This window comes from Pseudomarimonas salicorniae, assembly GCF_023156535.1.
GTDB classification, from domain to species: domain Bacteria; phylum Pseudomonadota; class Gammaproteobacteria; order Xanthomonadales; family Xanthomonadaceae; genus Pseudomarimonas; species Pseudomarimonas salicorniae.
This window is the reverse complement of sequence record NZ_JALNMH010000007.1, coordinates 79,833-105,952: the sequence shown is the minus strand read 5'-3', so window position 1 is coordinate 105,952 and position 26,120 is coordinate 79,833. Positions and strand designations below refer to the sequence as shown.

16 protein-coding genes are annotated in these 26,120 nt (G+C 70.1%); 5 read left to right on the top strand and 11 right to left on the bottom strand.

Features of this window, described 5'->3' with window-relative positions:
* Positions 1 to 145: 145 nt before the first annotated feature.
* Genes murU through M0G41_RS09475 form a run of 3 tightly spaced genes read right to left on the bottom strand, consistent with a single transcriptional unit; the run spans position 146 to position 2,792 of the window.
* Entirely contained in the window at positions 146 to 838 is a 693-nt protein-coding gene (murU, locus tag M0G41_RS09485; RefSeq protein ID WP_248208582.1) for an N-acetylmuramate alpha-1-phosphate uridylyltransferase MurU, read from the bottom strand.
* Entirely contained in the window at positions 835 to 1,848 is a 1,014-nt protein-coding gene (locus M0G41_RS09480; RefSeq protein WP_248208581.1) for an aminoglycoside phosphotransferase family protein, read from the bottom strand. Before M0G41_RS09480 ends, murU begins: the two co-directional genes overlap by 4 nt.
* Positions 1,845 to 2,792: a histone deacetylase family protein gene (locus M0G41_RS09475; RefSeq protein ID WP_248208579.1), complete on the bottom strand. Its 948-nt coding sequence runs from the start codon at positions 2,790 to 2,792 to the stop codon at positions 1,845 to 1,847. The genes M0G41_RS09480 and M0G41_RS09475 overlap by 4 nt, the downstream gene beginning before the upstream one ends.
* 164 nt (positions 2,793 to 2,956) lie before the next feature.
* On the opposite strand from M0G41_RS09475, the gene ubiH reads away from it, so the two are divergent.
* From ubiH to M0G41_RS09460, 3 genes are all read left to right on the top strand, one after another.
* On the top strand, positions 2,957 to 4,153 hold the full coding sequence (gene ubiH, locus M0G41_RS09470; protein ID WP_248208576.1) for a 2-octaprenyl-6-methoxyphenyl hydroxylase: 1,197 nt from the start codon (positions 2,957 to 2,959) through the stop codon (positions 4,151 to 4,153).
* Complete coding sequence (locus M0G41_RS09465; RefSeq protein ID WP_248208575.1) at positions 4,150 to 5,328, top strand: FAD-dependent oxidoreductase; 1,179 nt, start codon at positions 4,150 to 4,152, stop codon at positions 5,326 to 5,328. The genes ubiH and M0G41_RS09465 overlap by 4 nt, the downstream gene beginning before the upstream one ends.
* A gap of 83 nt (positions 5,329 to 5,411) precedes the next feature.
* Entirely contained in the window at positions 5,412 to 8,615 is a 3,204-nt protein-coding gene (locus tag M0G41_RS09460) for a sensor domain-containing protein (protein WP_248208570.1), read from the top strand.
* Between the two features lie 205 nt (positions 8,616 to 8,820).
* On the opposite strand, the gene M0G41_RS09455 is transcribed toward M0G41_RS09460, so the two are convergent.
* From M0G41_RS09455 to M0G41_RS09425, 7 genes are all read right to left on the bottom strand, one after another.
* Positions 8,821 to 10,020: a BaiN/RdsA family NAD(P)/FAD-dependent oxidoreductase gene (locus tag M0G41_RS09455; protein WP_343226477.1), complete on the bottom strand. Its 1,200-nt coding sequence runs from the start codon at positions 10,018 to 10,020 to the stop codon at positions 8,821 to 8,823.
* Between the two features lie 34 nt (positions 10,021 to 10,054).
* Positions 10,055 to 11,899 (bottom strand): DNA helicase RecQ, encoded by a 1,845-nt coding sequence (gene recQ, locus M0G41_RS09450; protein WP_248208557.1) that lies wholly within the window; start codon positions 11,897 to 11,899, stop codon positions 10,055 to 10,057.
* Positions 11,892 to 13,400, bottom strand: a complete 1,509-nt coding sequence (locus tag M0G41_RS09445) for a tryptophan halogenase family protein (RefSeq protein ID WP_248208554.1) — start codon at positions 13,398 to 13,400, stop codon at positions 11,892 to 11,894. The genes recQ and M0G41_RS09445 overlap by 8 nt, the downstream gene beginning before the upstream one ends.
* A complete protein-coding gene (locus M0G41_RS09440; protein WP_248208552.1) occupies positions 13,397 to 14,707 on the bottom strand; it encodes a metal-dependent hydrolase family protein in 1,311 nt (436 codons plus the stop codon). The genes M0G41_RS09445 and M0G41_RS09440 overlap by 4 nt, the downstream gene beginning before the upstream one ends.
* A gap of 138 nt (positions 14,708 to 14,845) precedes the next feature.
* Positions 14,846 to 16,423, bottom strand: a complete 1,578-nt coding sequence (locus tag M0G41_RS09435) for a peptide MFS transporter (protein ID WP_248208549.1) — start codon at positions 16,421 to 16,423, stop codon at positions 14,846 to 14,848.
* A 139-nt stretch (positions 16,424 to 16,562) separates the two neighbouring features.
* Positions 16,563 to 18,140 carry an AbgT family transporter gene (locus M0G41_RS09430; RefSeq protein ID WP_248208545.1) on the bottom strand — a complete coding sequence of 526 codons (1,578 nt, stop codon included), beginning with the start codon at positions 18,138 to 18,140 and terminating at the stop codon, positions 16,563 to 16,565.
* A gap of 541 nt (positions 18,141 to 18,681) precedes the next feature.
* Positions 18,682 to 19,254: a Dps family protein gene (locus tag M0G41_RS09425; RefSeq protein ID WP_343226476.1), complete on the bottom strand. Its 573-nt coding sequence runs from the start codon at positions 19,252 to 19,254 to the stop codon at positions 18,682 to 18,684.
* Positions 19,255 to 19,300: 46 nt separating this feature from the next.
* Here M0G41_RS09425 and hrpA point away from each other — a divergent pair, with 46 nt between their 5' ends.
* The gene (hrpA, locus tag M0G41_RS09420; protein ID WP_248208537.1) at positions 19,301 to 23,164 is read left to right on the top strand and encodes an ATP-dependent RNA helicase HrpA; all 3,864 of its coding nucleotides are present in this window, start codon (positions 19,301 to 19,303) and stop codon (positions 23,162 to 23,164) included.
* On the opposite strand, the gene M0G41_RS09415 is transcribed toward hrpA, so the two are convergent.
* Positions 23,157 to 23,624, bottom strand: coding sequence for a hypothetical protein (locus M0G41_RS09415; protein WP_248208533.1), 468 nt, complete (start codon positions 23,622 to 23,624; stop codon positions 23,157 to 23,159). The two genes, hrpA and M0G41_RS09415, sit on opposite strands and share 8 nt — an antisense overlap.
* 389 nt (positions 23,625 to 24,013) lie before the next feature.
* Between M0G41_RS09415 and M0G41_RS09410 the strand changes: the two genes are divergently transcribed.
* Positions 24,014 to 26,107, top strand: coding sequence for a hypothetical protein (locus M0G41_RS09410; RefSeq protein WP_248208528.1), 2,094 nt, complete (start codon positions 24,014 to 24,016; stop codon positions 26,105 to 26,107).
* Positions 26,108 to 26,120 lie beyond the last annotated feature (13 nt).

Here is a 26,120-nt window from a genome sequence, read left to right as displayed (position 1 = left end):
CAAGGCCTGCTTTGCGGCGCAAACCGGACTTGGCAGCGCCGTTGCACGTAGGAGCCAGCTTGCTGGCGATAGGCGCCCCGGAAGGGACGATCGCCAGCAAGCTGGCTCCTACGATGGGACCGGGGCGAATGCGCACTCTGCGCCCTCAAAGGGCTTCCAGCTGGCGCAGGCGCTCCGGGGTGCCGACGTCCGTCCAATGCCCGGCATGCAGCTCGCCGCTGACCTGGCCGCGCTGCATGGCGGCGCGAAGCAGGGGGGCGAGTCGGAAGCGCGGCGGATCGCGGTCGGCCGGGGCGAGTTCGCCGATCACCTGCTGCCAGTCATCCAGCAGGGCCGGGTCGTAGCAGCCGATTCCGGCATAGGTGAGCTTCGCCGCGCCCTCGGCGTGAAGCAGGCCGTCCTCGCCCAGGGCGAAGTCACCGCCCGGCGTGTGCACCGCGGTCGGCACCATGACCAGATGGGCAAGGCCAGCGGGACGGCGCGTCAGGCGGGAGAAATCGTAATCGGTGAAGACGTCGCCGTTGACCAGCCAGAACGGCTCGCGGCCGAGGCGGGGCAGGGCGTTGAGCAGGCCGCCGCCGGTCTCCAGCGGCACTGCCCCCTCATCGATGTAGCGCAGGGCAAGCCCCCAGCGCGAGCCGTCTCCGAGGGCCTGAGGGAATCGGTCGCCGAGCCAGGAGGTGTTGATCACCACCTCGTCCACGCCGCAGGCGGCCAGGCGCTCCAGGTGCCACTCGATCATCGGGCGGCCGTGGACCGGGATCAGCGGCTTGGGGGTGTGGTCGGTCAGCGGCCTCAGCCGCTCGCCACGGCCTGCGGCGAAGACCATGGCCTTCACGCGGCGACGCCTTCCCCGGCCGGGCGGCGCAGGTCGCGCTGGGCAATCCACTGATCGAGCAGTTCCACCAGCGGGCGTATCTCCGGATGGCGGAGGCCGACGCGATGGACATAGCCCCAGACCCGCGGAAGGTCGCCGAGATAGCCGGCCTTGCCGTCGCGGTACCAGAGCCGGCAGAAGATCCCGAGGACCTTGATGTGCCGCTGCAGCCCCATCAGGTCGAATGCGCGCAGGAAGCGGTCGGCATCGGGCACCGGCAGCCCGCCGGCGGCGAGGCGCCGACGGTAGTCCTCGACCCAGCCTTCGACCCGAGCGTCGGGCCACTCGACGTAGCAATCGCGCAGCAGCGAGACGAGGTCGTAGGTGACCGGGCCGCGCACGGCGTCCTGGAAGTCGATCACGGCGAGAGCGCCGTCTTCCTGCAGCATCAGGTTGCGCGAGTGGAAGTCGCGGTGGACGAAGCACTGCGGCTGGGCGGCGGCGCTGTCGAGCAGGGCACGGAAGGCCGACTCGATGACGTCCCAGTCCTCGCAGCCGGGGGTGATGCCGAGATGGCGCTGCACGAACCAGGTCGGCATCAGTTCCATCTCGGTGACCAGCCGCGCCTCGTCATAGCGGGCAAGACCGCTGTCGTCGACGTCCCTCTGCATGCGCAGCAGCAGGGCCATCGCCCGGGCGTAGTGGTCCTCCACCCGATCGGCGTCCAGCTCGGGCAGGAGCAGGCGCGATCCAAGGTCGGAGAGCAGCAGGAATCCGCCATCAATGTCGCGGGCCAGGACCTGGGGCGCGGCGACGCCGGCGGCCTCGAGGCGCGCAGCGACGTCGAGGAAGGGGGCAAGGTCTTCCTTGTCCGGCGGTGCGTCCATCACGATCCGCGAAGGTTCGACGCCGAGCGTGCGCCAGTAGCTGCGAAAGCTGGCGTCGCTGGAGGCGGGCTCGAGGCCGATTCGCGGATCGTCCAGCGCTTCGCGGGCGAAGGCCAGGCGCCGGGCTTCACGGGCCCCGCTCACTGCAGTGCTCCGACATGGGCCACGCTGCACTCGCGCAGCGCGGTGAGGCTGTAGCCGCCCTCGAGCGCCGAGACCAGCCTGCCGTGAGCGTGACGCTCGGCGATGTCGACCAGCTCGAGGGTCAGCCAGGCGTAGTCACCGGTATCCAGGTCGACCGAGGCCAGCGGGTCGAGACGGTGGGCGTCGAAGCCGGCCGATACGAGGATCAGCTGGGGGCGGAAGGCGTCCAGCTGCGGTAGAACTTCGCGGCGCCAGGCGTCGCGGAACTCGGCGCTCGGACAGCCTGCCGACAGGGGCAGATTGAGGCAGCGGCCGGCGCCGCCGGTCTCCGAGCGTGCCCCGGTGCCGGGGTAGAGCGGCGCCTGGTGGCTGGAGATGTAGAGGCTGCCGGGCGTGTCCCAGAGGATGTCCTGAGTGCCATTGCCGTGGTGGACGTCGAAGTCGACTACGGCGACCCGCTGCAGCCCGTGGTGCTGCAGCGCGTGGCGGGCGCCGACCGCCACCGAGTTGAACAAGCAGAAGCCCATCGCCTCGCCGCGGGTGGCGTGGTGGCCCGGTGGGCGCACGGCGCAGAAGGCGCGCCGGGCCCGCCCGGCCATGACCGCGTCGATGCCGGCGACCACCGCGCCGGCGGCGCGCAGTGCGGCCTCGGCCGAGGACTCGCTCATCGCGGTATCGGCGTCGATCTGCCGCCGACCGTGGACCGGATGGCCAAGCAGCGCCTCGAACAGCGCCGGTGAGTGCGCGCGCTCGATCTGCTCCCGACTCGCTGCCGGTGCCTCCTGCCAGGGCAGCTGGGGGAACGCCAAGTTAAGGGCCTCGAGCACCGCGGCCAGGCGGGCGGGGGCCTCGGGGTGGCCGGCGCCCGGGTCGTGGCGCAGGCAGGCGGGGTGGGTAAAGAGAGCGAGGTTCACCGGGCGGCCGGAACCGGCTGGGGCAGGCACACGTTCATCCTGGCGTGGCGGGGAATGGGCTAGCTTCGTAGCATAGCCGAGGCCGGGGCGGGAGACCGTGGAGACGGGGCTTGCCCACGTCCGCGGGGCGCCGGACCGGAAGCCATCGGTCGAAGCCCGTTGGGGCGGTGCCAGGACAGCAGTCAGGAGACGGCGTGGAAGCGACAACGGATGTGGCGGTGGTGGGCGGGGGACTGGTCGGCTGCAGCCTGGCCCTGGCCTTGGCCCGGAGCCCCTGGAAAACCTGCCTGCTCGAGGCCGCGGGGCGCACGACCGCCGCGCCGCCGCCGAACTTCGACGAACGCAACCTGGCCCTGGCCCGGGCCAGCCTCGACGCGCTGGAACGACTGGGCGTGCTCGACCGGCTGCCGCGCCGGCCCGAGCCGATCACCCGCATCCACATCAGCCGGCTTGGAGATCTGGGCGCCGTCGACCTGCGCGCGTCCGAGCACGGCGTCGAGGCGCTGGGCGGCGTGGTCATGGCCCGCGATCTCGGCTTCGCCCTGCAGTCCGCCGTGATCGAAGAGGGCGGGCTGGAGTTCCGCAGCGAGGTCCGTGCCGCCTCGGCCGAACCCGTCGAGGGCGGCTGGCGCCTGAGGCTTTCCGATGGCGACACCCTGCGTTGCCGGCTGCTGGTCGCGGCGGACGGCAGCGACAGCCCGCTGCGCGAGCGCTTCGGCATCGCCTGCGATGAGCATGACTACGGCCAGCAGCTCGCCGTCTGCAGCGTCGCCCCGTTGCGGGCCACGCCGGGCATGGCCTGGGAGCGCTTCAGCAGCAAGGGGCCGGTGGCCCTGCTGCCGCGCAATGACGGCCGCTGGGGAGCCGTATGCGGCATCGGCGAGGACGATGCCGCTCGGGTCGCCGCGATGGACGATGCCGCCTACGCCGGCTACCTGCAGCAGCGCTTCGGCTGGCGTGCCGGACGCCTCGACCGGCCCGGGAGGCGAACGTTCTACCCCCTGCGAAGCCGTATTGCACGGCGCCTGGTCGACGAGCGCGCGGTGCTGGTCGGCAATGCGGCGCAGACCCTGCATCCGATCGGCGCGCAGGGCTTCAACCTCGGCTTGCGCGACGCCCTGACCCTGGCCAGCACGCTGCGCGAGGCGGACGACCCTGGCGCCGCGCGGGCGCTCGAGGCCTATTCGGCCGCACGCCAGCCGGATCGCGACAACACCTGGCGTTTCGCCGATGGGCTGGCCCGGCTGACCGCCTCCGATGGTGCCGCCGCTCATCTGCTGCGCTCGCTCGGCCTGATCGCCCTCGGCGCCAGCCGGATGGCGCGCACGCCCCTGGTCGAGGCCGCCATGGGCCTGCACGGGATGCCGGCAGAATGGAGGGCGCCGGCATGAGCGCGCGGCAGGTGCATGACGCGGTGGTGGTCGGGGCCGGCATCGTCGGCGCAAGCGCTGCGCTGACCCTGGCGGGCGAGGGTCTCCGGGTCGCCCTGGTCGAGCCCTCGCCCCCGCCGCCCTGGCAAGGTCCGGCTTCGGACCTGCGCGTGCTGGCCCTGGCCGAAGACAGCATCGGCCTGCTCGGCGAACTCGGCGTCTGGGAGGCGGCCAGGCCCCATGCACAGGCCTACACGTCGATGGAGGTCTGGGACGCCGGCAGCGACCAGCGGCTGGTGTTCGAGGCCACCCAGCAAGGCCGCACCCAGCTCGGCGCCATCGTCGAGAACGCGCTTCTGGTCGACCGCCTCTGGCAGGCCCTGCAGGCGGCGGGGATGGTCACGGTTCATGCCGGTGCCGGCATCGAGTCCGTCGAGCCCGGCGAAGAGCCGGCTGCCCCGCTGCGGATCCGCTGCAGCGACGGCCGCAGCCTGCGCACGCGCTGGCTGATCGGCGCCGATGGCGCGGCCTCGCCCTCCCGCGCGCTGCTCGGTATCGAGGTCGAGCGCCACGACTACGGACAAAGCGGCCTGGTGGCCTATGTCGAATGCGAACAGGCGCACGGTGGGCGCTGCTACCAGCGCTTCCTGCCCGGTGGCCCGCTGGCCTTCCTGCCGGTCCCTGACGGTCGCTGCTCGATCGTATGGAGCCTGCCGCAGGCCGAGGCCGAGCGCCTGCAGGACGCCCCCGTCGCGCAGTTCGTGGCCGAGCTGGAGCGGGCCTTCGATGCCCGCCTGGGGCGGGTTCGCGGGGTGTCCGATCGCCGCTCGTTCCCGCTGCGGCGGCAGCTGGCCAGGACCTATGCATCCGGCCGCGGGCTGCTGATCGGCGACGCCGCCCATGTGGTCCACCCGCTGGCCGGGCAGGGGGTGAACCTCGGCCTGCGCGACGTGCTGGCGCTGCGAGCCCACGTCCGCCGCTATCCCGACGATCCGTCCCGCCCACAGCGCCTGGCCCGGCTCGCGCGCGGCCTGCGCAGCGACAACGCGCTGGCCGCCTATGCCTTCGAGGCCATCCATCGCGGTTTCTCGAACTCGGCGCTGTTGCCGACCCTGTTCCGCGGCCCGCTACTGGGTCTTGCCGACCGGTTCGGACCGCTCAAGTCCCTGCTCTGGCGCCGCGCCGCGGGGGCCTGAGCGATGTCTGCGCAGCCCGCTGCCGGCGCAGCGTCGAGCCGCATGGAGTAGGCTTTGCGTCGCAGGGGGGAGGGGACGGATCGATGCGGGATGGCCTGAACAAGGCGCGCCTGATCTGGGCATTGCCGTGCGCGCTGCTCATCGCATGGATCGGGCTGGGGCCGCCGGCGCTCGACTTGCTGCAGAGCCGTGTCGGGCCACTTCCGGACTGGCCGGTCTCCGCCTGGTGGCTGCTCGGCCTGCTGCCGATTGCAGCGCTGGCCCTGGTCCTCGGCGCCCGCGAACGGAGCCGTCGCCGCCGGCTCGGCCAGGAGCAGCTGGCCGACGAGCGTCAGCTGTTCGAGCTCTCGGCCGACGCCCAGCTCCTGTTTGACGAGCGCGGCCGCATGCTGGATGCCAACCAGCGCGCTGGCAGTGCCTTCGGTGAGGATCGCGACCGCCTGCTGCGGCGGCCGCTTGCCAAGCTCAGCGCGGGCAGCGGCGCGCAGCCCGCGCGCGAACTGCTGGCACGATTCGACGAGGCGCTCGGCGGTGGCGAGCCGCGCTTCGACTGGCCCGTGCCGCAGCGCGACGGCAGCGTGCTCTGGTTCGACGCCCGGCTGCGGTGCCTCAGCCGCGACGGCCGGCCGGTGGTGCTTGCCAGCCTGCGCGAGAGCGGTCGGCAGCGGTTGCAGCAGCATGCCCTGCAGCGCAGCGAGCAGCGTTGGCGGCAACTGGTCGAGCAGCTGCCGGGCCTGCCCCTGATCGGCATCGACGAAGAGGATCGGATCAGCGCCTGGAATGCCGCCGCCGAGGCCCGCTACGGCTATGCCCGCAGCGACGCCCTGGGCCACCCGCTGGCCTCCTTGCTGGCCCCGGAAGGCGCCGAGGCGCGGCTGGCGCTGGACCTCGAAGCCTGGCGGGCCTCGCCCGCGGACGGGCCAGTGGAATACTGCTGGCGGCATCGCCACGGTGGGCTGGTGCATGCCGTGCTGCATCGCGTCCTGCTCGAGGCACCGGCCCACTGCGAGCTGTTCCTGATCGACCGCGGGCAGTCGGCCGAGGGCGACGAGTCCTCGCTCGCCCTGCTGCACAGCGCCGCCCAGGTCACTCTTGACCTGTTGCGTCCCGTCGAGGGTTCGGCGGGTTTCGAGGCCACGCTGGCCATGCTCGGCGGCGCGCTACGCTGCGACGCGCTGGGCCTGTGGAAGTTCGCCGGCGCCGCCGACGGCATCGGCGAGGAGGCGCGCCGTCTGCTGCGCTGGGAGCGGCAGGCGCGGCTCGGCCTGGGAGTCGATGAAACGACCAGCTACGATGTGCACGCCCACCTGCGCGGCTGGCATGCGCGACTTCTGCAGGGCGCAACGCTCAGGACCGAGCCGGGCGACGCGTCCCGCGCCGAGGGTGTCCTGCTCGGCGAGTCCTCGCGCTCCGCGATCGTCGTGCCGATCAGCTTCGACGCGCGCTGCTGGGGCTTCCTCTTGGCCGGCTCGGCCGATCCGCAGCGCGCCTGGGGCGCCGGCGAGGAGCGTGCCCTGCACATCGCCGGCGCCGCGCTGGCCGCGGCCCATGAGCGTCGCCGTCGCGAGCAGCGCATGCGACAGCACGCCAAGGTCTTCGAGGCCACACACGACGGGGTCCTGATCTGCGACCTCGACGGCCGCATCCAGGCGGTGAACAGCGCCTTCTCGCGGATCACCGGCTACGGCGCGATCGACCTGGTCGGGCGGACGCCGGCGATGCTCCGCGCCGAGCGCCACGACGAGGTCTTCGTGCGCGAGGCACTGGAGGCGCTGCAGTCGACCGGTCACTGGCGCGGCGAGGTCTGGAGCCGGCGCCGCGACGGCGAGCTGGTTCCGCTATGGCTCGACCTCGGCCAGGTCCGAGATGAGCGCGGCCATCCGACCCACTATGTCGCCGTCGGCACCGATATCTCCGAACTCAAGCGCAACGAGCAGCAGCTGCACTACCTCGCCCACCACGACGCCCTCACCGGCCTGCCCAACCGCATGCTGGCCGAGTTGCGCCTGGAGCACGCCATCGACGGCGCCGACCGCAACGCGCGGCGACTCGCCGTGGTCTTCCTCGACCTCGATGGCTTCAAGCGGATCAACGACAGTCTCGGTCATCCGGTTGGCGACCGGTTGCTGCGCCAGGTCGCCGACCGGCTGCACCATCGGGTGCGCGGCAACGACACCCTGGCCCGGCTTGGCGGCGACGAGTTCCTGGTGATTGCCGAGGACCTGCACGCCGGCGCGGACGCCTCGCATGTCGCCGACAAGCTGCTGCACGCGCTGGAGCAGCCGTTCCTGATCGAGGACCGGGAGGTCTTCCTTGGCGCCAGCATCGGCATCGCCGTGTATCCGGGCAACGGCAATACCGGCGAGGAGCTGATCCGCGCCGCGGATACCGCCATGTACCGGGCCAAGCAGGGAGGTCGCAACCAGGTCTGCTTCTTCACCCGCGAGATGAACCGCGAGGCGCTGGACCTGCTGCAGCTCGACAGCAGCCTGCGCAATGCCCTGCAGGCCGGCGACTTCGAACTGCACTACCAGCCCAAGCTGCAATGCGGGCGCGGCGCGGTCTGCGGCTTCGAGGCCCTGCTGCGGATGCGCGCCGCCGACGGCAGCCTGGTGCCGCCGGATCGCTTCATCGGTCTTGCCGAGCGCACCGGCACCATCGTCTCGATCGGCCAGTGGGTGATGCTGGAGGCCTGCACGCAGGCCCAGCGCTGGCGCGAGGCGGGGCACGATATCTCGATCGCGGTGAACGTCTCCGCGCGGCAGTTCCGCGTCGGCAACTTCGTCGATGAGGTCGCCGGCGTGCTGGCCCGTAGCGGCCTGCCGGCCGACGCCCTGGAGCTGGAGCTGACCGAGTCGCTCCTGGTCGAGGATCCCGAGGCAATGGTCGAGAAGCTCAAGGCCCTCAAGGCGCTGGGCGTGCATATCGCCCTCGACGACTTCGGGACCGGCTATTCCAGCCTCGGCTACCTCGCCCGCTTCCCCATCGACGCGCTGAAGATCGACCGCAGCTTCGTTGCCCACCTCGGACGCGACACCCACAGCACCCAGCTGATCAGCGCGATCATCGACCTCGGCCGCCGACTGCGGATGCGGCTGGTCGCCGAAGGCGTCGAAACCCCGACCCAGCGAGAGTTCCTCGAGCGCGCGCACTGCGACGAACTGCAGGGCTTCCTGATCGGTCGCCCGCTCCCCGCCGAGGAGGCCGCCCGGTGCCTGTCCGCTGCGGTGTCAGCGGACGCGGACACCCCCGCCGTCGCGTCGAGCGAGGCCGACCAGACCGGGTGACCGGGTGCGGTGCGGGTGCTGGCCGAGAACTGCCTCGTGTAGGAGCGGACATGGCCGCGACCGCGGCGCAGCTGTTCTTTCCCGTTCTGAGGCGACTGCGAGGCGCTGCGGTCGCGCCCATGTGCGCTCCTGCATTACACGCGCTGCATTTCGGGCGATCGAGCAACGCGAAACGTGATTCCGGGTGTCGGGTCCAGGACCCGCCCTACACGTACTGCCCGGCGCACCAGCCGCTGGCCCATGCCCACTGGAAGTTGTATCCGCCCAGCCAGCCGGTGACGTCGAGCACCTCGCCGATGAAATACAGGCCGGGGACGCTGCGCGCCTCGAAGGTTTTCGAGGACACCTCGGCGGTGTCGACGCCGCCGCGGGTGACCTCGGCGGTCGCATAGCCTTCTGTTCCATCAGGGACGCAGGTCCAGCGCTGGAAGGCATCGCAGAGTCGTGACACATCCGCCTGGCTGAGGTCGGCAAGGTGCTTGCCGGCCAGCGCCGACTCCAGGCCGTGGTGGGACAGCCAGGCCTGCACGAAGCCCTTCGGCATGAGTCGCGACAGTCGCGTCGACAGTTCGGCCCGCGAACCATCGGCGCGCCACTCGGAGATCAGGGCCGCGAGATCCTGTCCGGGCAGGAAATCGATCTGCACAGGGTCGCCCGGATGCCAGTAGTTGGATACCTGCAGGATGGCCGGCCCGCTCAGGCCCTTGTGGGTGAACAGCAGCGCCTCTGGAAAGCGCTGTCCGCGGCACTCGGCGATCACCGGAAGGGCGACGCCGGCCAGACCCTGGGCCAGAGAGAGAAGCCGGCCCTTGAGGGTGAAGGGCACGAGGGCGGCCTCGCGCGGCGTGAGCTTCAGCCCGAACTGCTTCGCGACCTGGTAGCCAAAGCCGGTCGCACCCATGCGCGGGATGGACAGTCCGCCGGTAGCGATGACCAGCGACGGGCAGCGGTAGTCGCCCAGCGCGGTGTGCAGATCGAAGCCGGCATCGTGGCGGCGGATGCGCTGTACGGCGCAGTCGGTCCAGACCTCGGCGCCGACGTCAGCACACTCGGCCAGCAGCAGGTCGAGGATGTCGCGCGACTTGCGGTCGCAGAACAGCTGGCCCAGGGTCTTCTCGTGATAGGGCACGCCGTGCTTCTCGACCAGGGCGATGAAGTCGTGCTGGGTATAGCGGCTGAGCGCCGACTTGCAGAAATGCGGGTTGCCGGACAGGTAGTTCGCCGGTGTGGCGAACAGATTGGTGAAGTTGCAGCGGCCACCGCCGCTCATCAGGATCTTCTTGCCGACCTTGTTGGCGTGGTCGAGCACGACGACCGAGCGACCGCGTTGACCCGCCGCCGCCGCACACATCAGCCCGGCCGCGCCGCCGCCGATGATGACGCAGTCGACTTCCCTTATCGGCACGGCGACCGCCGGGCACGTGCTGCGCGGGAGGTGCTCATTCCTCGCCGGCTTCCTGCAGGGCTTCGATCATCGCCGCGCCGTAGCGCTCCAGCTTGGCATCGCCCACCCCGCTGATCCCGGCGAGCTGGTGCAGCGAGTCGGGATCGGCCTCGGCGATCGCGCGCAGGGTGGCGTCGTGGAAGATCACATAGGCGGGGACGTTCTGTGCCCTGGCCAGGCGCGCGCGGGCGCTGCGCAGGCGCTCGAAGCGGGCCTGCGCCTCGGGATCGTCGAGCTGCACGGGGGCGGCCTTCTGCCGCGCGCCATCGCGCCCGGGGCGGCCGCGGCGGACCTCCTCGAAGCGCGCCTCGAAGCGAGCCTCGCCGCGCAGCAGCGGGCGCGCGGCGGCGGTCAGGTGCAGGCCGCCGTATCCTTCCGCGTCGACCTCGAGCAGGCCGGCGGCCAGCAGCTGGCGGAACAGCGAGCGCCAGCGGTTGGCATCGATGTCGCGGCCGATGCCGAAGGTGCTGAGCTGGTCGTGGCCGTACTGGCGCAGCTTGTCCGACTCGCTGCCGCGGAGGATGTCGATCAGGTGGGCCACGCCGAAGCGCTGGCCGCTGCGATAGACGCAGGACAGCGCCTGCTGGGCGGCCGCGGTGGCGTCCCAGGTGCGCGGCGGCTCGAGGCAGTTGTCGCAGTTGCCGCAGGGGCCCTCGAAGGGCTCACCGAAGGCGCCGAGCAGCAGGGCGCGCCGGCAGCGGGTCGACTCGGCGAAGCCGAGCAGTGCGTCGAGCTTGCCGCGCTCGATGCGCTTGCGCTCGTCGCCGGCCTCGCCCTGCTGGATCATCTGGCTGAGCAGGACGACATCCTGCAGGCCGTAGCAGAGCCAGGCCTCGGCCGCTTCGCCATCGCGCCCCGCGCGTCCGGTTTCCTGGTAGTAGCCCTCGACCGACTTCGGCAGGTTCATGTGCGCGACGAAGCGCACATCGGGCTTGTCGATGCCCATGCCGAAGGCGATCGTGGCCACCATCACGATGCCGTCCTCGCGCAGGAAGCGGCGCTGGTTCAGCGCCCGCTCGTTGGCCGGCATGCCGGCGTGGTAGGGCAGGGCATTCAGCCCCTCGCCGACCAGCATCTCGGCGGTGGCCTCGACGCCCTTGCGCGACAGGCAGTAGACGATGCCCGACTCGCCGCGGTGGCGGTCAAGGAAGCCGAGCAGCTGCTTGCGGCCGTTCTGCTTGGCCTCGACCCGATAGCGGATGTTCGGCCGATCGAAGCTGCTGACGAAGCGCTCGGCGTCCCGCAGGCCAAGGCGCTCGGCGATCTCCTCGCGGGTGCGCGGATCGGCGGTGGCGGTCAGCGCGATCCGCGGCACCGCGGGCCAGCGCTCGTGAAGCACGTCGAGCTGCCGGTACTCGGGACGGAAGTCATGCCCCCACTGCGAGACGCAGTGCGCCTCGTCGATGGCGAACAGGGCGATCGGCGCCTGTTCGAGCAGGTCGAGGAAGCGCCCGGTCAGCAGGCGCTCCGGGGCGACATAGAGCAGGTCCAGCGCGCCGTCGAGCAGCTGGCTCTCGACCTCGAAGGCCTCGCGCGCCTCCAGCGAGGAATTGAGGAAGGCCGCGCGCACGCCGAGCTGCCGCAGCGCCTCGACCTGGTCCTGCATCAGGGCGATCAGCGGGCTGACCACGATGCCGACGCCGTCGCGCAGCAGGGCCGGGATCTGGTAGCACAGCGATTTGCCGCCGCCGGTCGGCATCAGCACCAGGGCGTCGCGGCCGTCGACCAGGCTCTCGATGATGGCCTGCTGCGGACCGCGGAAGGCGCGGTAGCCGAAGACATGCTCGAGCAGCTCCAGCGGATCGCGCCCGGATGCGGCGGCTGAAGGGCGCTCAGCCATGCGCCAACTGCTCGGCGTGGGCGCGGAAGTTCAGCGCGCAGCGGGCCAGGAAGTCGTCGATCCTGGCCAGGTCGAAACGCTGCATGCGCGCCTCGGGCGAGCGCAGCCGGGCGGGGTCGGGGTAGACGCCATAGCCGCCGAGCAGGCAGTGCCAGGAGAGCGGCGCGTAGTAGGCGCCGATCTGCTGCCGCTTGATCTCCTCGGCCAGGTCGCCGCCGGCGAACCAGACGCCGAGCAGCTCGCGCAGAGAGGGCGACAGCGCCTCGATGCCGGCGCAGGCCCGCCAGTATTCGCTGTCATCACGCTGGCTGGCCCGGTAGTGGCAGACGATGTAGTCGCGGATGCCCTCCACGCGGCGGTTGATCTGGTGGTTGAAGCGCTCGCGCAGGCGCGCCGTGCGGCCGCCTTCCTCGAAGGCTTCGAGAAAGCGCTGCACGGTCTCCTGCACGACGTGCAGGGCGGTTGCCTCGAGCGGTTCGACGAAGCCCTGGGAGAGCCCGACGGCCAGGCAGTTGTTCGACCAGGCCGACTCGACCCGGCCGACCTTCATCTCCAGATGGCGGACGCCGGCATCCGCATCGAGCCCGAGGTGATCACGGAACTCGCGCTCGGCGGCCTCTGGCTCGATGAACCGCGAGCTGTAGACATAACCGTTGCCGGATCGCGCGGTCAGCGGTATCCGCCAGCACCAGCCGGCGGAGAGCGCCGTCGCCCGGGTCTCGCAGGGCGGCGCCGTCGGGTCGTCGAGCGGCGTCTGCGCGACCACCGCTCGGTCATTGAACAGGTTGTCGGCGAAGGACAGGAAACGCACGCCCAGCGCCCGCTGCAGCAAGAGCGAGCGGAAGCCAGTCGAGTCGACGAAGAAGTCGGCCTCGATGCGCCGGCCGTCGCTGCAGCGCAGGGCCTGGATATCGCCGTCCTCGCCACGCTCGACCTCGGCCACCGTCGCCTCGATATGTTCGACGCCGCGCCGGGTGGCCCAGCCGCGCAGGAAGCGGCCGATCAGCTGGGCATCGAAGTGATAGCCGTACGCAAGGCGGAACGGGAAGTTATGATCGGCATGCGGACCGCGGCGCTGGTCGGCAAGCAGGGTGTTGAGGAAGAATCGGTCCGGATGGGCCGGCAGGTCGACCCCGTTTCGCCGGGCGAAGGCGTGGTAATAGAAGGCCGGCGCCGAGCGGTCGTCGAGGTCCGAGGGAAACGGATGGAAGTAGCTGCCGAAGCCCGGTCGCCGCGACCAGCCGACAAAGCGGATGCCGAGCTTGTAGGTGGCCTGGCAGGCCGGCATCCATTCGGCCTCGTCGATGTCGAGGTAGTCGAAAAAGCCCTTCAGCGAGGGCGTGGAGCCCTCGCCGACGCCGACGATGCCGATGTCGGGCGATTCGACCACGCTGAGCCGGACCGGCTGGTCCGCCCAGAACTTCGCCATCATGCTGGCCGCCATCCAGCCGGCGGTGCCGCCACCGACCACGCATACATCGATGGGAGCCGCTTCGCTCACTGCGGTGACTTCACCACCTTGCCGCCCTGGATGACCCAGCGGACGTCCTGCAGCGTGGCGATGTCCTCCAGCGGATTGCCGTCGACCGCGATCAGGTCGGCGGTCTTGCCGGTTTCCAGGGTGCCGATCTCGGCGCCGAGGCCAAGCAGGTCGGCGGCGTTCACGGTGGCGGCGACCAGCGCATCGGCCGGACTCATGCCGTGTTCGACCATGAGCAGGAACTCGTCGGCGTTGCGGCCGTGCTTGCTGACTCCGGCATCGGTGCCGAAGGCGATCCTCACCCCGCGCGAGTGGGCCAGGCGCAGCGCCTTGCCGGTGATGGCGATGCGCCATTCGATCTTGGCCAGGACCTCGCCGGTGTAGGCCTCGGGGTTTTTCGCCAGGCGCTCCTTGTAGCCGTTCACCGTCGACAGCGTGGGCACGTAGTAGGCCCCGCTGTCGAGGAAGGCGCGCAGGCCCGCCTCGTCGAGCAGGGTGCCGTGCTCGATGGAATCGGCGCCGACCTTCAGCGCGAGAAGGATGCCGTCGCCGCCATGCGCGTGCACCGCCACCTTCTTGCCGTAGAGGTGAGCCGTCTCGACGATGGCGCGGGCCTCGTCCTCGAAGATCTGCTGGCCGATGCCGGCGCCGATCCGGCTGTTGACGCCGCCGGTGCTGGCGAACTTGATCACGTCGACCCCGCGGCCTACCTGGCGGCGCACCGCACGTCGACAGTCGTCTGGGCCATCGCAGGTATTCGCGTGGCGATCGATTGCGGCGTGGAGCTCCTCGCGGTAGCCCAGGGTGCCGTCCATATGACCGGCGGTGGCCGAGATCGAGGTGCCGGCATCGAGGATGCGCGGCCCCGCCACCTTGCCCTCGCGCACCGCGTCGCGCAGGGCGAGGGTCACCCCGTCGCGATCGCCGAGATTGCGCACGGTGGTGAAGCCCGCCATCAGCGTCTTGCGCGCATTGACCGCGGCGTCGAAGGCCTTGGCCGCGGGCGACAGGCTGACCTCGTCGAGCTGCGCGTCGACGCCGGCGCGGTCCGAATCCAGATGCACGTGACTGTCGATCAGGCCGGGCAGCACGAATTGGTCGCGCAGGTCGATCACCCGGGCATCGGCCGGCACGCCTTCCAGCTCACCGGCTGCACGATGGCCTTCGTGCAGCGAGTGGACCTTCCCATTCGCGATCACCAGGGTGGTGGCGCCGCGCGCTGGCTGTCCGGGGCGGTCGAGTACGTTGCCGGCGTGGACCAGCTGCCACTCGGCAAGGACGGGCGCCGGAGCGAGGGCGAGCAGGCAGGCGATCAGGGTCAGACGCATGGAGGATTCGGCCGGAACAGGGGGCGACACGGACGCAAGGCTACCGAAAAGCAGCGTGAAGAGGCGATGCGCCGGGCCGCAGAAAGAGGAACGGCGGGCCAGGCCCGCCGTTCCGGATCAAGCGCGTGGACGCCCCGCTCAGCTGCGGCTGGCGGGATGCACGCCGGCCGCGGATGGCTCGCCCATCTCGGCCTCGCCGGCGAGGTGGGCATCCTCGTCGCGCAGGGTGTCGAGGTGCATCAGGCGGCGCACCAGGGGGGCGATGATGATCATCGCCACGCCGACCCCGATCGCGGTCCATCCCACGGTGCTGTAGACCTCCAGCACGCGATCCTCGCCCGCGCCCTCGGCGCCGGTGGCCGAGGCGATCAGGCCGGCGGCGAAGTTGCCGGTGGCCGAGGCGAAGAACCAGGTGCCCATGATCAGGCCTGCCAGGTGGGCCGGTGCCAGGCGGTTCATCGCCGACAGGCCGACCGGCGACAGGCACAGCTCGCCGGTGGTGTGCAGCAGGTAGATCAGGAAGATGAATAGGACCGGGGTCAGGTTGCCGGTGCCTGCGGCATGCGCGCCGGCGACCAGGACCAGGAAGCCGGCGCCCAGCTGGACGACGCCGATGCCGAACTTGGCCGGGGCCGAAGGCTCCAGACCCTTGCGCGCCAGCCAGGTCCACAGCCAGGCGAAGACCGGGGCGAACAGGATGATGTAGATCGAGTTGATCGACTGGAACACCGCGGCCGGCACCTCGATGCCGAAGATCGTCCGGTCGACCGAGCGGTCGGTGTACAGGTTCAGCGAGGAACCGGCCTGCTCGAACAGGGCCCAGAACAGGATCGAGCCGAAAATCAGGTAGATCGCGGCGAAGATCCGGTCGCGGTCATCGCGCGGCAGCTTGAACACCGCGGTGAACAGCACGTAGCCGACGAGGATGATGCCGGCGATGCCGAGCATCCAGCCGACCAGGTCCTGGTTCTGGATCAGCAGCCAGACCACGCCGACGAAGGCGAAGCTCAGGGCGTAGAGCACCCACTCGAAGCGGATGCCGCCGACGCGCTTCTCGAGCGTCTCCGGAAAACGCGACTCGCCGCGGCCGAGCAGCATCGGCTTGCCCCAGATGAAGACCAGCAGGCCGAGCAGCATGCCGATGCCGGCGGCGCCGAAGCCGTAGGCCCAGCCGTAGGTCTGGCCCAGCCAGCCGGCGACGATCGCACCCAGCGCCGCGCCGAGGTTGATGCCCATGTAGAAGATCGTGTACGCCGGATCACGGCGGATATCGGTGCGGCTGTAGAGCTGGCCGACGATCACCGAGATGTTGGCCTTGAGGAAGCCCGAGCCGACGATGATGAAGGACAGCGCCAGCCAGAACACGCTGATCGCGAAGCCCTGCTGGCCTCCGTCGCCCTCCACCGCCATCAGGCCATGGCCGATGGTCAGCATCACCGCGCCGAACAGCACCGCCTTGCGCTGGCCGAGGTAGCGGTCGGCGAGATAGCCGCCGATCACCGGCGTGATGTAGACCAGCGCGGTATAGGCGCCATAGATCACCGATGCCTCGCTGTCCGAGAACATCCAGTGCTGGACCAGGTAGAAGATCAGCAGGCCGCGCATGCCGTAGTAGGAGAAGCGCTCCCACATCTCGGCGAAGAACAGGACGAACAGTCCGCGGGGATGGCCGAGCAGGGTCTTGCCCTCTTCGGCGGCGTGGGAGGAAGTGGCCAAGCGCGTGGAACTCCTGTGTCGAGGATCGGACGCCGGCTCTCGGCGGCGGCCGTGGAACGGGTGCGGCCGTGTTTACCCCCGGCCCCGGGTCAAGTCAATGCGCGCCGCGGTACGCCGACCGCGGCGCGGGCGGGTTGGGTCAGCCGGCCGGATAGGAATATGTCGCGCCCACGCCGAGCGGGATGCCGAGTGCCCAGAAGCCGATCAGGAAGGTCGTCCAGATCACCAGCAGGGTCACCGAGTAGGGCAGCATCAGGGCGACCAGGGTGCCGATGCCGCTGTTCTGCACATACTTGCGGCAGAACACCACGATCAGCGGGAAGTAGGGCAGCAGCGGGGTGATGATGTTGGTGCTGGAATCGCCGACGCGGTAGGCGGCCTGGGTCAGGTCCGGGGAGACGCCGAGTTGCATCAGCATCGGCACCATGATGGCGCCGATCAGGGCCCACTTGGCCGAGGCCGAGCCCACCAGCAGGTTGACGAAGCCGGAGAGCAGGACGATGCCGACCAGGGTCATCGACATCGGCAGACCCATGGTCTGGAGCAGGTTGGCGCCCTTGATCGCCAGCAGCGCGCCGAGATTGCTCTGGCCGAAGGCGTAGATGAACTGCGCGCAGAAGAAGGCCATGACAACGTAGTAGCCCATCCCGCTCATCGCCTTGGCCATGCCGGCGATGATGTCGCGGTGCGACTTCGCGCTGCCCGAGACATAGCCATACATCACGCCGGGCACCAGGAAGAAGATGAAGATCAGGGGGACGATCGACTGCATCAGCGGGGCTTGGGAGACCAGCAGATCGCTCTGGCCAGCGAGCAGCGGGGTGCCTGCCGGCGCCCGCCAGGGCGAGGTCTCGGGCAGCAGGGTGAGGATGAACAGGGCGGCGGTCAGGGCCATCGCACCGATCGCCCAGGCCAGGCCACGCTTTTCCGCCGCGGTCAGGTCGTCCATCTTCGGCAGGCCGGCGGGATCGCCGTCCACCTTTGTCTTGGTCAGCCGCGGCTCGATCACCCTGTCGGTCAGGAACCAGCCGACCAGCATGATCAGCAGGGTCGATGCGCTGGTGAAGTAGAAGTTGTTCAGCGGATTGACCACCACGCTGGGGTCGATCAGGTGCGCCGCGGACTGGGTCAGGCCGGAGAGCAGCGGATCAAGGCTGGAGGGCAGGAAGAAGGTCGCCGAGAAGCCCCCCGAGACGCCGGCGAAGGCCGCCGCGATGCCGGCGAGCGGGTGGCGCCCCGCGGCATAGAAGATCACCGCGCCGAGGGGGATCACCAGCACGTAGCCGGCATCGACCGCGATATGGCTGAGGATGCCGACGCCGATCAGGGCCGGGGTCAGCAGCATGCGCGGGGTGACACTGAGCAGGGCGCGCAGCGCGGCGTTGATGAAGCCGGTGTGCTCGGCAACGCCGAGGCCAAGCATGGCCACCAGCACCACGCCCAGCGGCGGGAAGTTGACGAAGGTGCTGACCATCTGAGCCATGAAGCCGGTCAGCGCGCTGCCGGCAAGCAGGTTGTTGATGGTGATCGCCTTGCCGGTGCGCGGGTCGATCTCGGCGAAGCTCATGCCGGAGAGCAGCCAGGAGGCCACCCAGACCACGATCATCAGCAGCAGGAACAGCACGGCCGGGTCGGGCAGCTTGTTTCCGACCCGCTCGACCCAATCGAGGGCTCGGGCGACAAGGCCGCGGGGCGGGTCCAGGGTGGCTTCGCTCATACGGTCGGTTTCCGCGGTGACAAAGCGCGCACCCTAACCCGGAACCTGAACAGTAGCCAAGCGGCGACTCGGCGGCGCGAGGCGACAAGGCGAGGAAAGGGCGCGAAGCAGACCTTCCGCAAAACCCGCAGTAGGAGCCAGCTTGCTGGCGATCGTCCCATCCGGAGCGCCTATCGCCAGCAAGCTGGCTCCTACACGCAACGGCGCTGTAAGGGCCGGTTTGCGCCCTTCCGGCGCGTCTGAATCCCGCCCTCTTTCGACCGCATTCTCGCAACTCAACGAGACCCGACTGTGGGAGCGCCCTTGGGCGCGACCGCAGCGCTAAGGATTCACCACAGACCGCGGCCAGAGCGGATTTCCGCGGTCGCGCCCAAGGACGCTCCCACAGTCGGGCTTCGTTGCGCGTCGGCGAAGCCCCATAGGGTGTGCCTTGGCGCACCGATACGGGCGTTTGGAAGGTATGCCCGGTGCGGCAAGCCGCACCCTATGAATGTCCGGATTGCGCCCGCAACGCGCCACCCCGGACCCTGACCGCGGGGGGCTATTCCAGCAGCGAGCGCAGCATCCAGGCATTCTTCTCGTGGATCTGCAGTCGCTGGGTCAGCAGGTCGGCGCTGGGCTGGTCATCGGCCTTGTTGACCGCGTCGAAGGCCTTGCGCGCCGTGCGGCAGACCGCTTCGTTGCCGAGCACCAGGGCCTTGACCATGCCCTTCCAGTCACCGGCCTCGACGCTGCTGGCGTCGTCGTTGATGGTGGTGAGACTCGCGAACTCGCTGTACGAGCCCGGCGCGCGGTGGCCCAGGGCGCGGATGCGCTCGGCGATCTCGTCGAGCGCCGTCCACTGTTCGGTGTACTGGGTCTCGAACATCAGGTGCAGGGTATTGAACATCGGGCCCGTCACGTTCCAGTGGAAGTTGTGGGTCTTGAGGTAGAGCCCATAGCTGTCGGCGAGCAGGCGGGACAGGTCCTCGGCGATTTCGCGCCGCTGTGTGTCGGTGATGCCGATGTCGATCTTCATCCTGAAGCTCCTCACGGGGTCGAAACTGCCGGTAAGCTTACGATCCCTTCCGCCAGACCGGCGTGATCGCACGCCGCCCGGTCTGGCCGCCTTCATCTTCGTCCCCCGCCGACTGGCGCGGGCTGCCGACCCCGCCTTCTGCATGAGCCCAGGATCCCGACCCAATCTGCGTGGCGTCGCCACCCGCGACTACGGCCGGCTGCGCCGCCGGGCCAGCCAGCTGCAGCAAAAGCCCGATGCCGAGGCCCAGGCACGCCTGCTTGCCGAGATCGAGGCTTCGAAGGCCGCCGTGGCGGCGCGCGCCGAGCGCCTGCCGACCCCGGCGTTCCCGGAGGATCTGCCGGTCTCGCGCGAGGCCGAAAGGATCGTCGAGCTGATCAGCAAGCACCAGGTGCTGGTGATCGCCGGCGAGACCGGCTCGGGCAAGACCACCCAGCTGCCCAAGCTGTGCCTTGCCGCCGGGCGCGGCGCGGCCGGGATGATCGGCTGCACCCAACCCAGGCGCATCGCGGCGCGCTCGGTGGCGCGGCGCGTGGCCGAGGAACTGCAGGTGGAGCTGGGCGGCGTGGTCGGCTACCAGGTGCGCTTCACCGAGCAGGTGCGCGAGGACACCGCGATCAAGTTCATGACCGACGGCATCCTGCTTGCCGAGATCCAGTCGGATCGCTTCCTGTCGCGCTACGACACGATCATCCTCGACGAGGCCCACGAGCGCAGCCTGAACATCGACTTCCTGCTCGGTTATCTGAAAGGCCTGCTGCGCAAGCGGCGTGACCTGAAGCTGATCGTCACCTCGGCGACCATCGACACCGAGCGCTTTGCCCGGCATTTCGACGACGCGCCGGTGCTCAGCGTCGAGGGCCGCAGCTACCCGGTCGAGGTGCGCTACCGGCCGCCGCACGGCGGGGTGGCGATCGAGGACGAGTCCGGCGAGGCGGTGCGCGAGGCGCGCTCGCCGACCGAGCACATCGTCGCCACAGTGGACGAGATCACCCGCGGTGACCGGCTGGGCGACATCCTCATCTTCCTGCCCGGCGAGCGCGAGATCCACGAGCTGCACCGGGCGCTGGAGCAGCGCAAGTACCGCGAGACCGAGGTGGCCCCCCTCTACGCGCGGCTCTCGGCGCGCGACCAGGACCGGGTGTTCCGGCCCGGGCCCAAGCGGCGCATCGTGCTGGCGACCAATGTCGCCGAAACCTCGCTGACGGTGCCGCGGATCCGCTACGTGATCGACCCGGGCACGGCGCGGGTCAAGCGCTACAGCCCGCGGCAGAAGCTTGATCGGCTGCACATCGAGCCGATCTCCCGCGCCGCGGCAGACCAGCGCAAGGGACGCTGCGGGCGCATCTCCGAGGGCATCTGCTACCGCCTCTACGACGAAAGCGACTACCAGGCCCGCCCGGCCTTCACCGATCCAGAGATCCGCCGCGCCGCGCTGGCCGGGGTGATCCTGCGCATGCTCTCGCTGGGCCTCGGCCAGGTCGACGCCTTCCCCTTCATCGACCCGCCCGATCCGCGGGCGGTGGCCGAAGGCTGGCAGCAGCTGGTGGAACTGGGTGCGGTGGACAAGGAGCGCCGGCTGACCCCCACTGGCCGGCAGATGGCGCGCTGGCCGGTGGACGTGAAGCTCTCGCGCATGCTGATCGCCGCGCACGAGATCGGGGTGCTGCGCGAGCTGCTGGTGATTGCTGCCTTCCTGAGCATCCAGGACCCGCGCGAGCGTCCGGCCGACGCGCGGGGCGCCGCGGACACCGCGCATGCGCAGTTCGCCGATGCCAAGTCGGAGTTCGTCGGCATCCTCAACCTGTGGGAGGCCTACCGCGCGCAGCACGAGGCGCTGACCCAGTCGAAGCTGCGCGACTGGTGCGGCAAGCAGTTCCTGTCCTTCCTGCGCATGCGCGAATGGCGCGAGCTGCACCGGCAGCTGCTGCTGCTGGCCCGCGAGGCCGGCTGGACGCAGAACGAGGCGGCGGCCGACTACGGCGCACTGCATCGCGCGCTGATCGCCGGCATGCCGATGCAGGTCGGCCACAAGATAGAAAAAGGCGTCTTCGAGGCGCCGCGACAGCGACGCTTCGCGATCTTCCCCGGTTCGAAGCTGGCCAAGCAGCCGCCCAACTGGCTGCTCTCGGCGGTGCTGCTGGACACCCAGCGCGTCTACGCCCTCACCTGTGCGCGGATCGAGCCGGAGTGGGTCGTCGAGCAGGCTGAGCATCTGGTTTCGCGCAAGCACTTCGATCCGCACTGGTCGCGCGCTCAGGGCCGGGTGATCGGCTCCGAGCAGATCAGCCTGTTCGGTCTGGTGCTGATGCCCAAGCGGCCGGTCCACTACGGCGGCCTGTATCCGGACGAGGCGCGCGAGATCTTCGTCCGCGAGGGGCTGCTGCCCGGCGAGATAAACACCCGCTGCGGCTTCGTCGAGCGCAACCTGAAGACGCTGGAGAAGGCGCGCGAGGAGGAGGCCAAGCTGCGCCGCGCCGGGCTCGTCGCCGACGAGGACTGGCAGGCGCGCTGGTATCTCGATCGGCTGCCGCCGGAGATCAACTCGGCCGGTGGTCTGGATACCTGGTACCGCAAGCTCCCGAAGGCCGAGCAGGCGGCGCTGGAGTGGAGCGTCGTCGACCTGATGCCCGGCGAGGGCGGCGAACAGGATCGCTTCCCCAAGTTCCTGCCGCTGGGCGAGGCGCGGCTGGCGCTCAGCTACCGCTTCGAGCCGGGCAGTGAGGAGGACGGCGTCACCGTCGACGTGCCCCTGCACCTGCTCAACGCGCTGGATCCGGTGCGCCTGACCTGGCTGGTGCCGGGCTTTGCTGCCGAGCGCGCCACCGAGCTGATCCGCGGCCTGCCCAAGGCGCTGCGGCGCAACTTCGTCCCGGCGCCGGACTTCGCCCAGGCCTTCTTCGAGGCCTATCCCGCGCCGACCGCCGACGTCTTCGAGGGCGAGCTGGCGCGTTTCCTCAAGCGCGCCACCGGCGCCGAGATCGGCGGCGCTGACTTCAGTCCCGAGGCGCTGCCCGCGCATTTGCGCTTCCGTCTGTGCCTTCTGGATCGCGATGGGCGCCGCGAGCTGGCGGCTTCGCGCGACCTCGATTCGCTGCGCGCGCAATTCGGCGGCAAGGCCGAGGCGGCGTTTGCCGCGCGGGTCTCGCGAGGCATGGCGCGCGACGGGCTCACCGATTTTCCCGCTGATCCGGTGCCCAAGCAGATCAAGGGCGAGGCGGGCGTGCCCGCGTTTCCCACCCTGGTCGACCGCGGGGACAGCGTCGCGCTGGAGATCCGCGCCGACCGGCAGGAGGCCGAGCGTGAGCACCCGGAGGGCGTACGCCGCCTGCTGCGGCTGGGTCTGCAGGATGCGGTCAAGCAGGCGCGCAAGCAGCTGCCGGTCAGTCCCAAGCTCGGCCTGCTCTACGCCGCGATCGAATCGCAGGAGCGGCTACGCGGCGACATCGTCGAGTCGGCCTTCCTTGCGGTCAGCAACCGCCCGCTGGGCGGGATCCGCGACGCCGAGGCCTTTGCCGCGCTGCGCGAGGAGGTCCGCCGCGGGCTGTTCGCGGCGGCGATGGAGCGGCTCAAGCTCGCCGAGCAGATCCTTGCCCTGTACGCCGAGCTGAGACCGGCCCTGAAGCCGCCCCTGGTCGGCTTCGCCAAGGCCAACTACGACGATCTCTCAGCCCAGCTCGAGTCGCTGGTCCACCCGGGCTTCCTGCGCGAGACGCCGGCCGAGCGGCTGCAGCACTTTCCGCGTTACCTCAGGGCCATGCAACTGCGCGCCGAGCGGCTGGCGCGCGATCCGGGCCGCGACCAGACACGGATGCTGGAGCTGCTGCCGTTCCAGCAGCGGCTCGAAGCCTATGCCGCGGATCGCCGCCCGTCGGCCTGGTGGGACCTGCGCTGGGCGCTGGAGGAGCTGCGCGTCTCGCTGTTCGCCCAGGAGCTCGGCACCGCCGAGCCGGTCTCGCCGAAGCGGCTGGCCCGGCTGCTGGAGGACCTGCCGGCGCCTACTTGAGGCGCTTGACGCGGACCTTGGCGTTATAGCCCTCGACCTGCAGGAACCACGCGTCCATGAAGCCCGGGGTGATGCGCACCACCGGGTCGACCAGGTTCACGGCCAGCTTGGCGGCCGGGTCGGTGGATTTCCACACCATGCCGTTCTCCAGCTCGAAGGTGGTCCTGGTGCCGTTCCAGCCCTTGAACTTGCCCTGGATACGGGACTCGATCACGTCGCCGTAACCAGTCGTGTTGCTCAGGCCGCGACGGTCGGTCTCGGCCACGCTCTGCGGGAGCGGCGCGCCACCCGTGGCGGGCGCCAGTGCGCGGTCGCCGCGGATCCAGGCGTTGAGCGCCGCCAGTTCTTCCGCGCTGAGCTTGTCCAGACCGGCTGCCCTGAACTCCGCCGCGCTCATGCGCTCTTCCAGCGAGGAGAACTCCCGGGCCGAAACGTGGGAAACGAGCAGTGCAAAAAGCATGAAAACGACGACCAGGCGCACGGGCAGACTCACTATCGGCGGGATTCGGGTCGCGATTGTACCGGTCATGCCGCCGATGTGCGCCGGCAGTCGGGAGGATTAACTCCGCATTCAGAACCGGATCAGGGGTTCCACTACACTCGGGCACGAGGTGTCGCATCCGTCCCAGGCGGCATCCCGAAGCCAGGCCGGTATGAATCGGATCAAGCCTTGCGCAGGCCCAGCGCCCCAATCCCACCCGGCCCCCGGGGATATCCCGATGCCGATGTTTGAGCCGGTCGGCAGGTCCGGCCCGCGTCCCCGCCGGTATACTTGCCCTTGTCCAGTCCCCGTGAAGTCTGCGATGGGCCGGGTAGATGCTGCTGTGTTTCCTGAAGGAGTGTGACCGAGTGACTGATCGCTTTTCCCGTCGGCGCCGCGTGGCCGAAGCCATCACCATCGCCCTGGCCTCGGCCTCCTGCGGAGCGCTTGTTGCCGCGCCCATGCCGGTCAGCAAGCCGGTTGCGAGCGAGTCCCTGCTCTGCGCCGGACCGGTGCTCGAAAAGGCTGCCGCTGGCGAGCCGGGCCCGGCCGGACTTGCGCTGCGCGACGTGTTCGGCGGCTTCGAGCTGGTCGAGGTCACGCCCAAGAACGTTGACGGTTGCGTGCTGAAGTCGACTACGGCCGGCTTGTCCGTGCAGTTCGAGGGCGGGTCGTCCAACACCGCCCTGCTGCGCGCTGCGCCCAGCTTCGCCTTCGCCGAAGGTGCGGGCATGCCGGCCAACAGGCTGGTGTTCTCCTCCACCGAGCCGGTGCTCTGCGAGTCCTATCACGATGGCAGCCCGGGTTCGCTTTCGCTGGCGATCACCGATCCCAACGGCCGCGTGCAGACGGTCCCCGGCATCGCGGGCTTCTCCTACAAGCTTCCCGTCCAGGGGGATGCAACCTCGGCGCGATTCGCGCCGGTGAGCGCCACGGCCACCTACGGGCCGCTGGCCCAGTGCTATGCGCTGCCCTACTCGACCCTGGCCCTGGGTGCCGCGGACCAGCCCGCCCCGGGCAATGCCCTGGTGGACATCATTTTCGGCAACAGCTTCGAGGTGGTCGGGCCGCCCTCGCAGCGCGCCGACCTGCGCGTCGAGATCCTCGACGGCGACGTCGGCAGTCCCTCTGCCTACCTGCGGCGCAACCTGCAGGCGACCATCGGCAGCCCGGTGCAGTACCGCATCCGCGTGCGCAACGCCGGTCCGGCGACCGCCAACGGCATCCGTCTGAAGGAGTTCGTCGCCGACACCGCGGCCCCCGCCCCGATGCTTCTGCCGCTGGTCGAAGCGCAGGGCTGGACCTGCCGCGACCGCGGACCGGGCGAAGCGCAGTCCGCGCCCGGCACCGACTGCGGCAGCGGCAGCGGCGTGCTGGCGGTCGGCGGCGCAGGCTTCAGCCTGGCCGGCGGTGCCTCCCGCACCTACACCCTGACCCGAAACTTCCCGGCCAGCGTCGGCGGCCAGCCGAACGCGGCCGACGGCAATCTTGCCGTGCTGGGTGCCGCGGTTTTCTTCAGCCCGACCGATGCGACCGGCCAGGGTGATGTGGGCGTCGCCGAGAACCTCGCCTCCGCGCTGTTCCAGCTGACCGCCAATCCGGGCCCGACCATCAGCTGCGCCGGGCTGCAGAACCTCAGCCTGACCGAGGCTGACAGCCCGCGTTCGTTCCCGTACAGCTGCACGGTCACCGATCCGGACGGCATCGCCACGTTCACCGCGACCAGCAGCAATCCGACCTCGGTGCCGGTTTCGCTGGGCGCCGAGTCGGGCGGCAGCTACCCGCTGACGATCAACATCCCGGCCTACGCCTTCACCCCGAACGGCTCGCCGGCCACCATCACCCTTGCGGCCACCGACTCGCTTGGCGCGGCGGCGACTCCGGTGGCGGTGACCGTGGCGGTCAGCCAGGTCAATGACGCACCGTCCTTCAGCATGCCGATCAAGCGCATCGAGTTGCGCCAGTCGACCGTCAACGGCGCCTGGGAAGCGCAGCCCGTGCTGAAGGATGCCGCCGGCGCGGTGATCAGTCCGACCCCGGATTCCTACCTGCTGCCGAACTGCGAGAGCAGCGGCGATGCCACCTGCACCCTGGTGATCCCGATGGTCATGCAGGCGGTCGATGCCGGCGATCCGAACGAGTCGGGGCAGACCGTCGAGTCCGTCACCTCGAACTGCTCGGGTGACCTCGGCGAGTTCAGCTTCGGCGGCCAGCCGATCGGCTATGTTGATACGGGCGCCGGTCCCGCGGCCAACATCAGCAATCGCGGTCCGGTCCCTGCGTCCTCCGTGAGTGGTGGCGATACGAACTTCGGCCTGACATTCACCTACCGCAAGGCCTGGGGCAGCGCGGCGCAGGTGTCCTGCTACCTCAAGATCCGCGACAACGGTACGCCTGCCGCCACCTCGCCGGATTCGGACACCCTCACCCGCGTCATCTTCAGCCGCTTCGCCAGCTCCTGATCGGGCCGGCCAA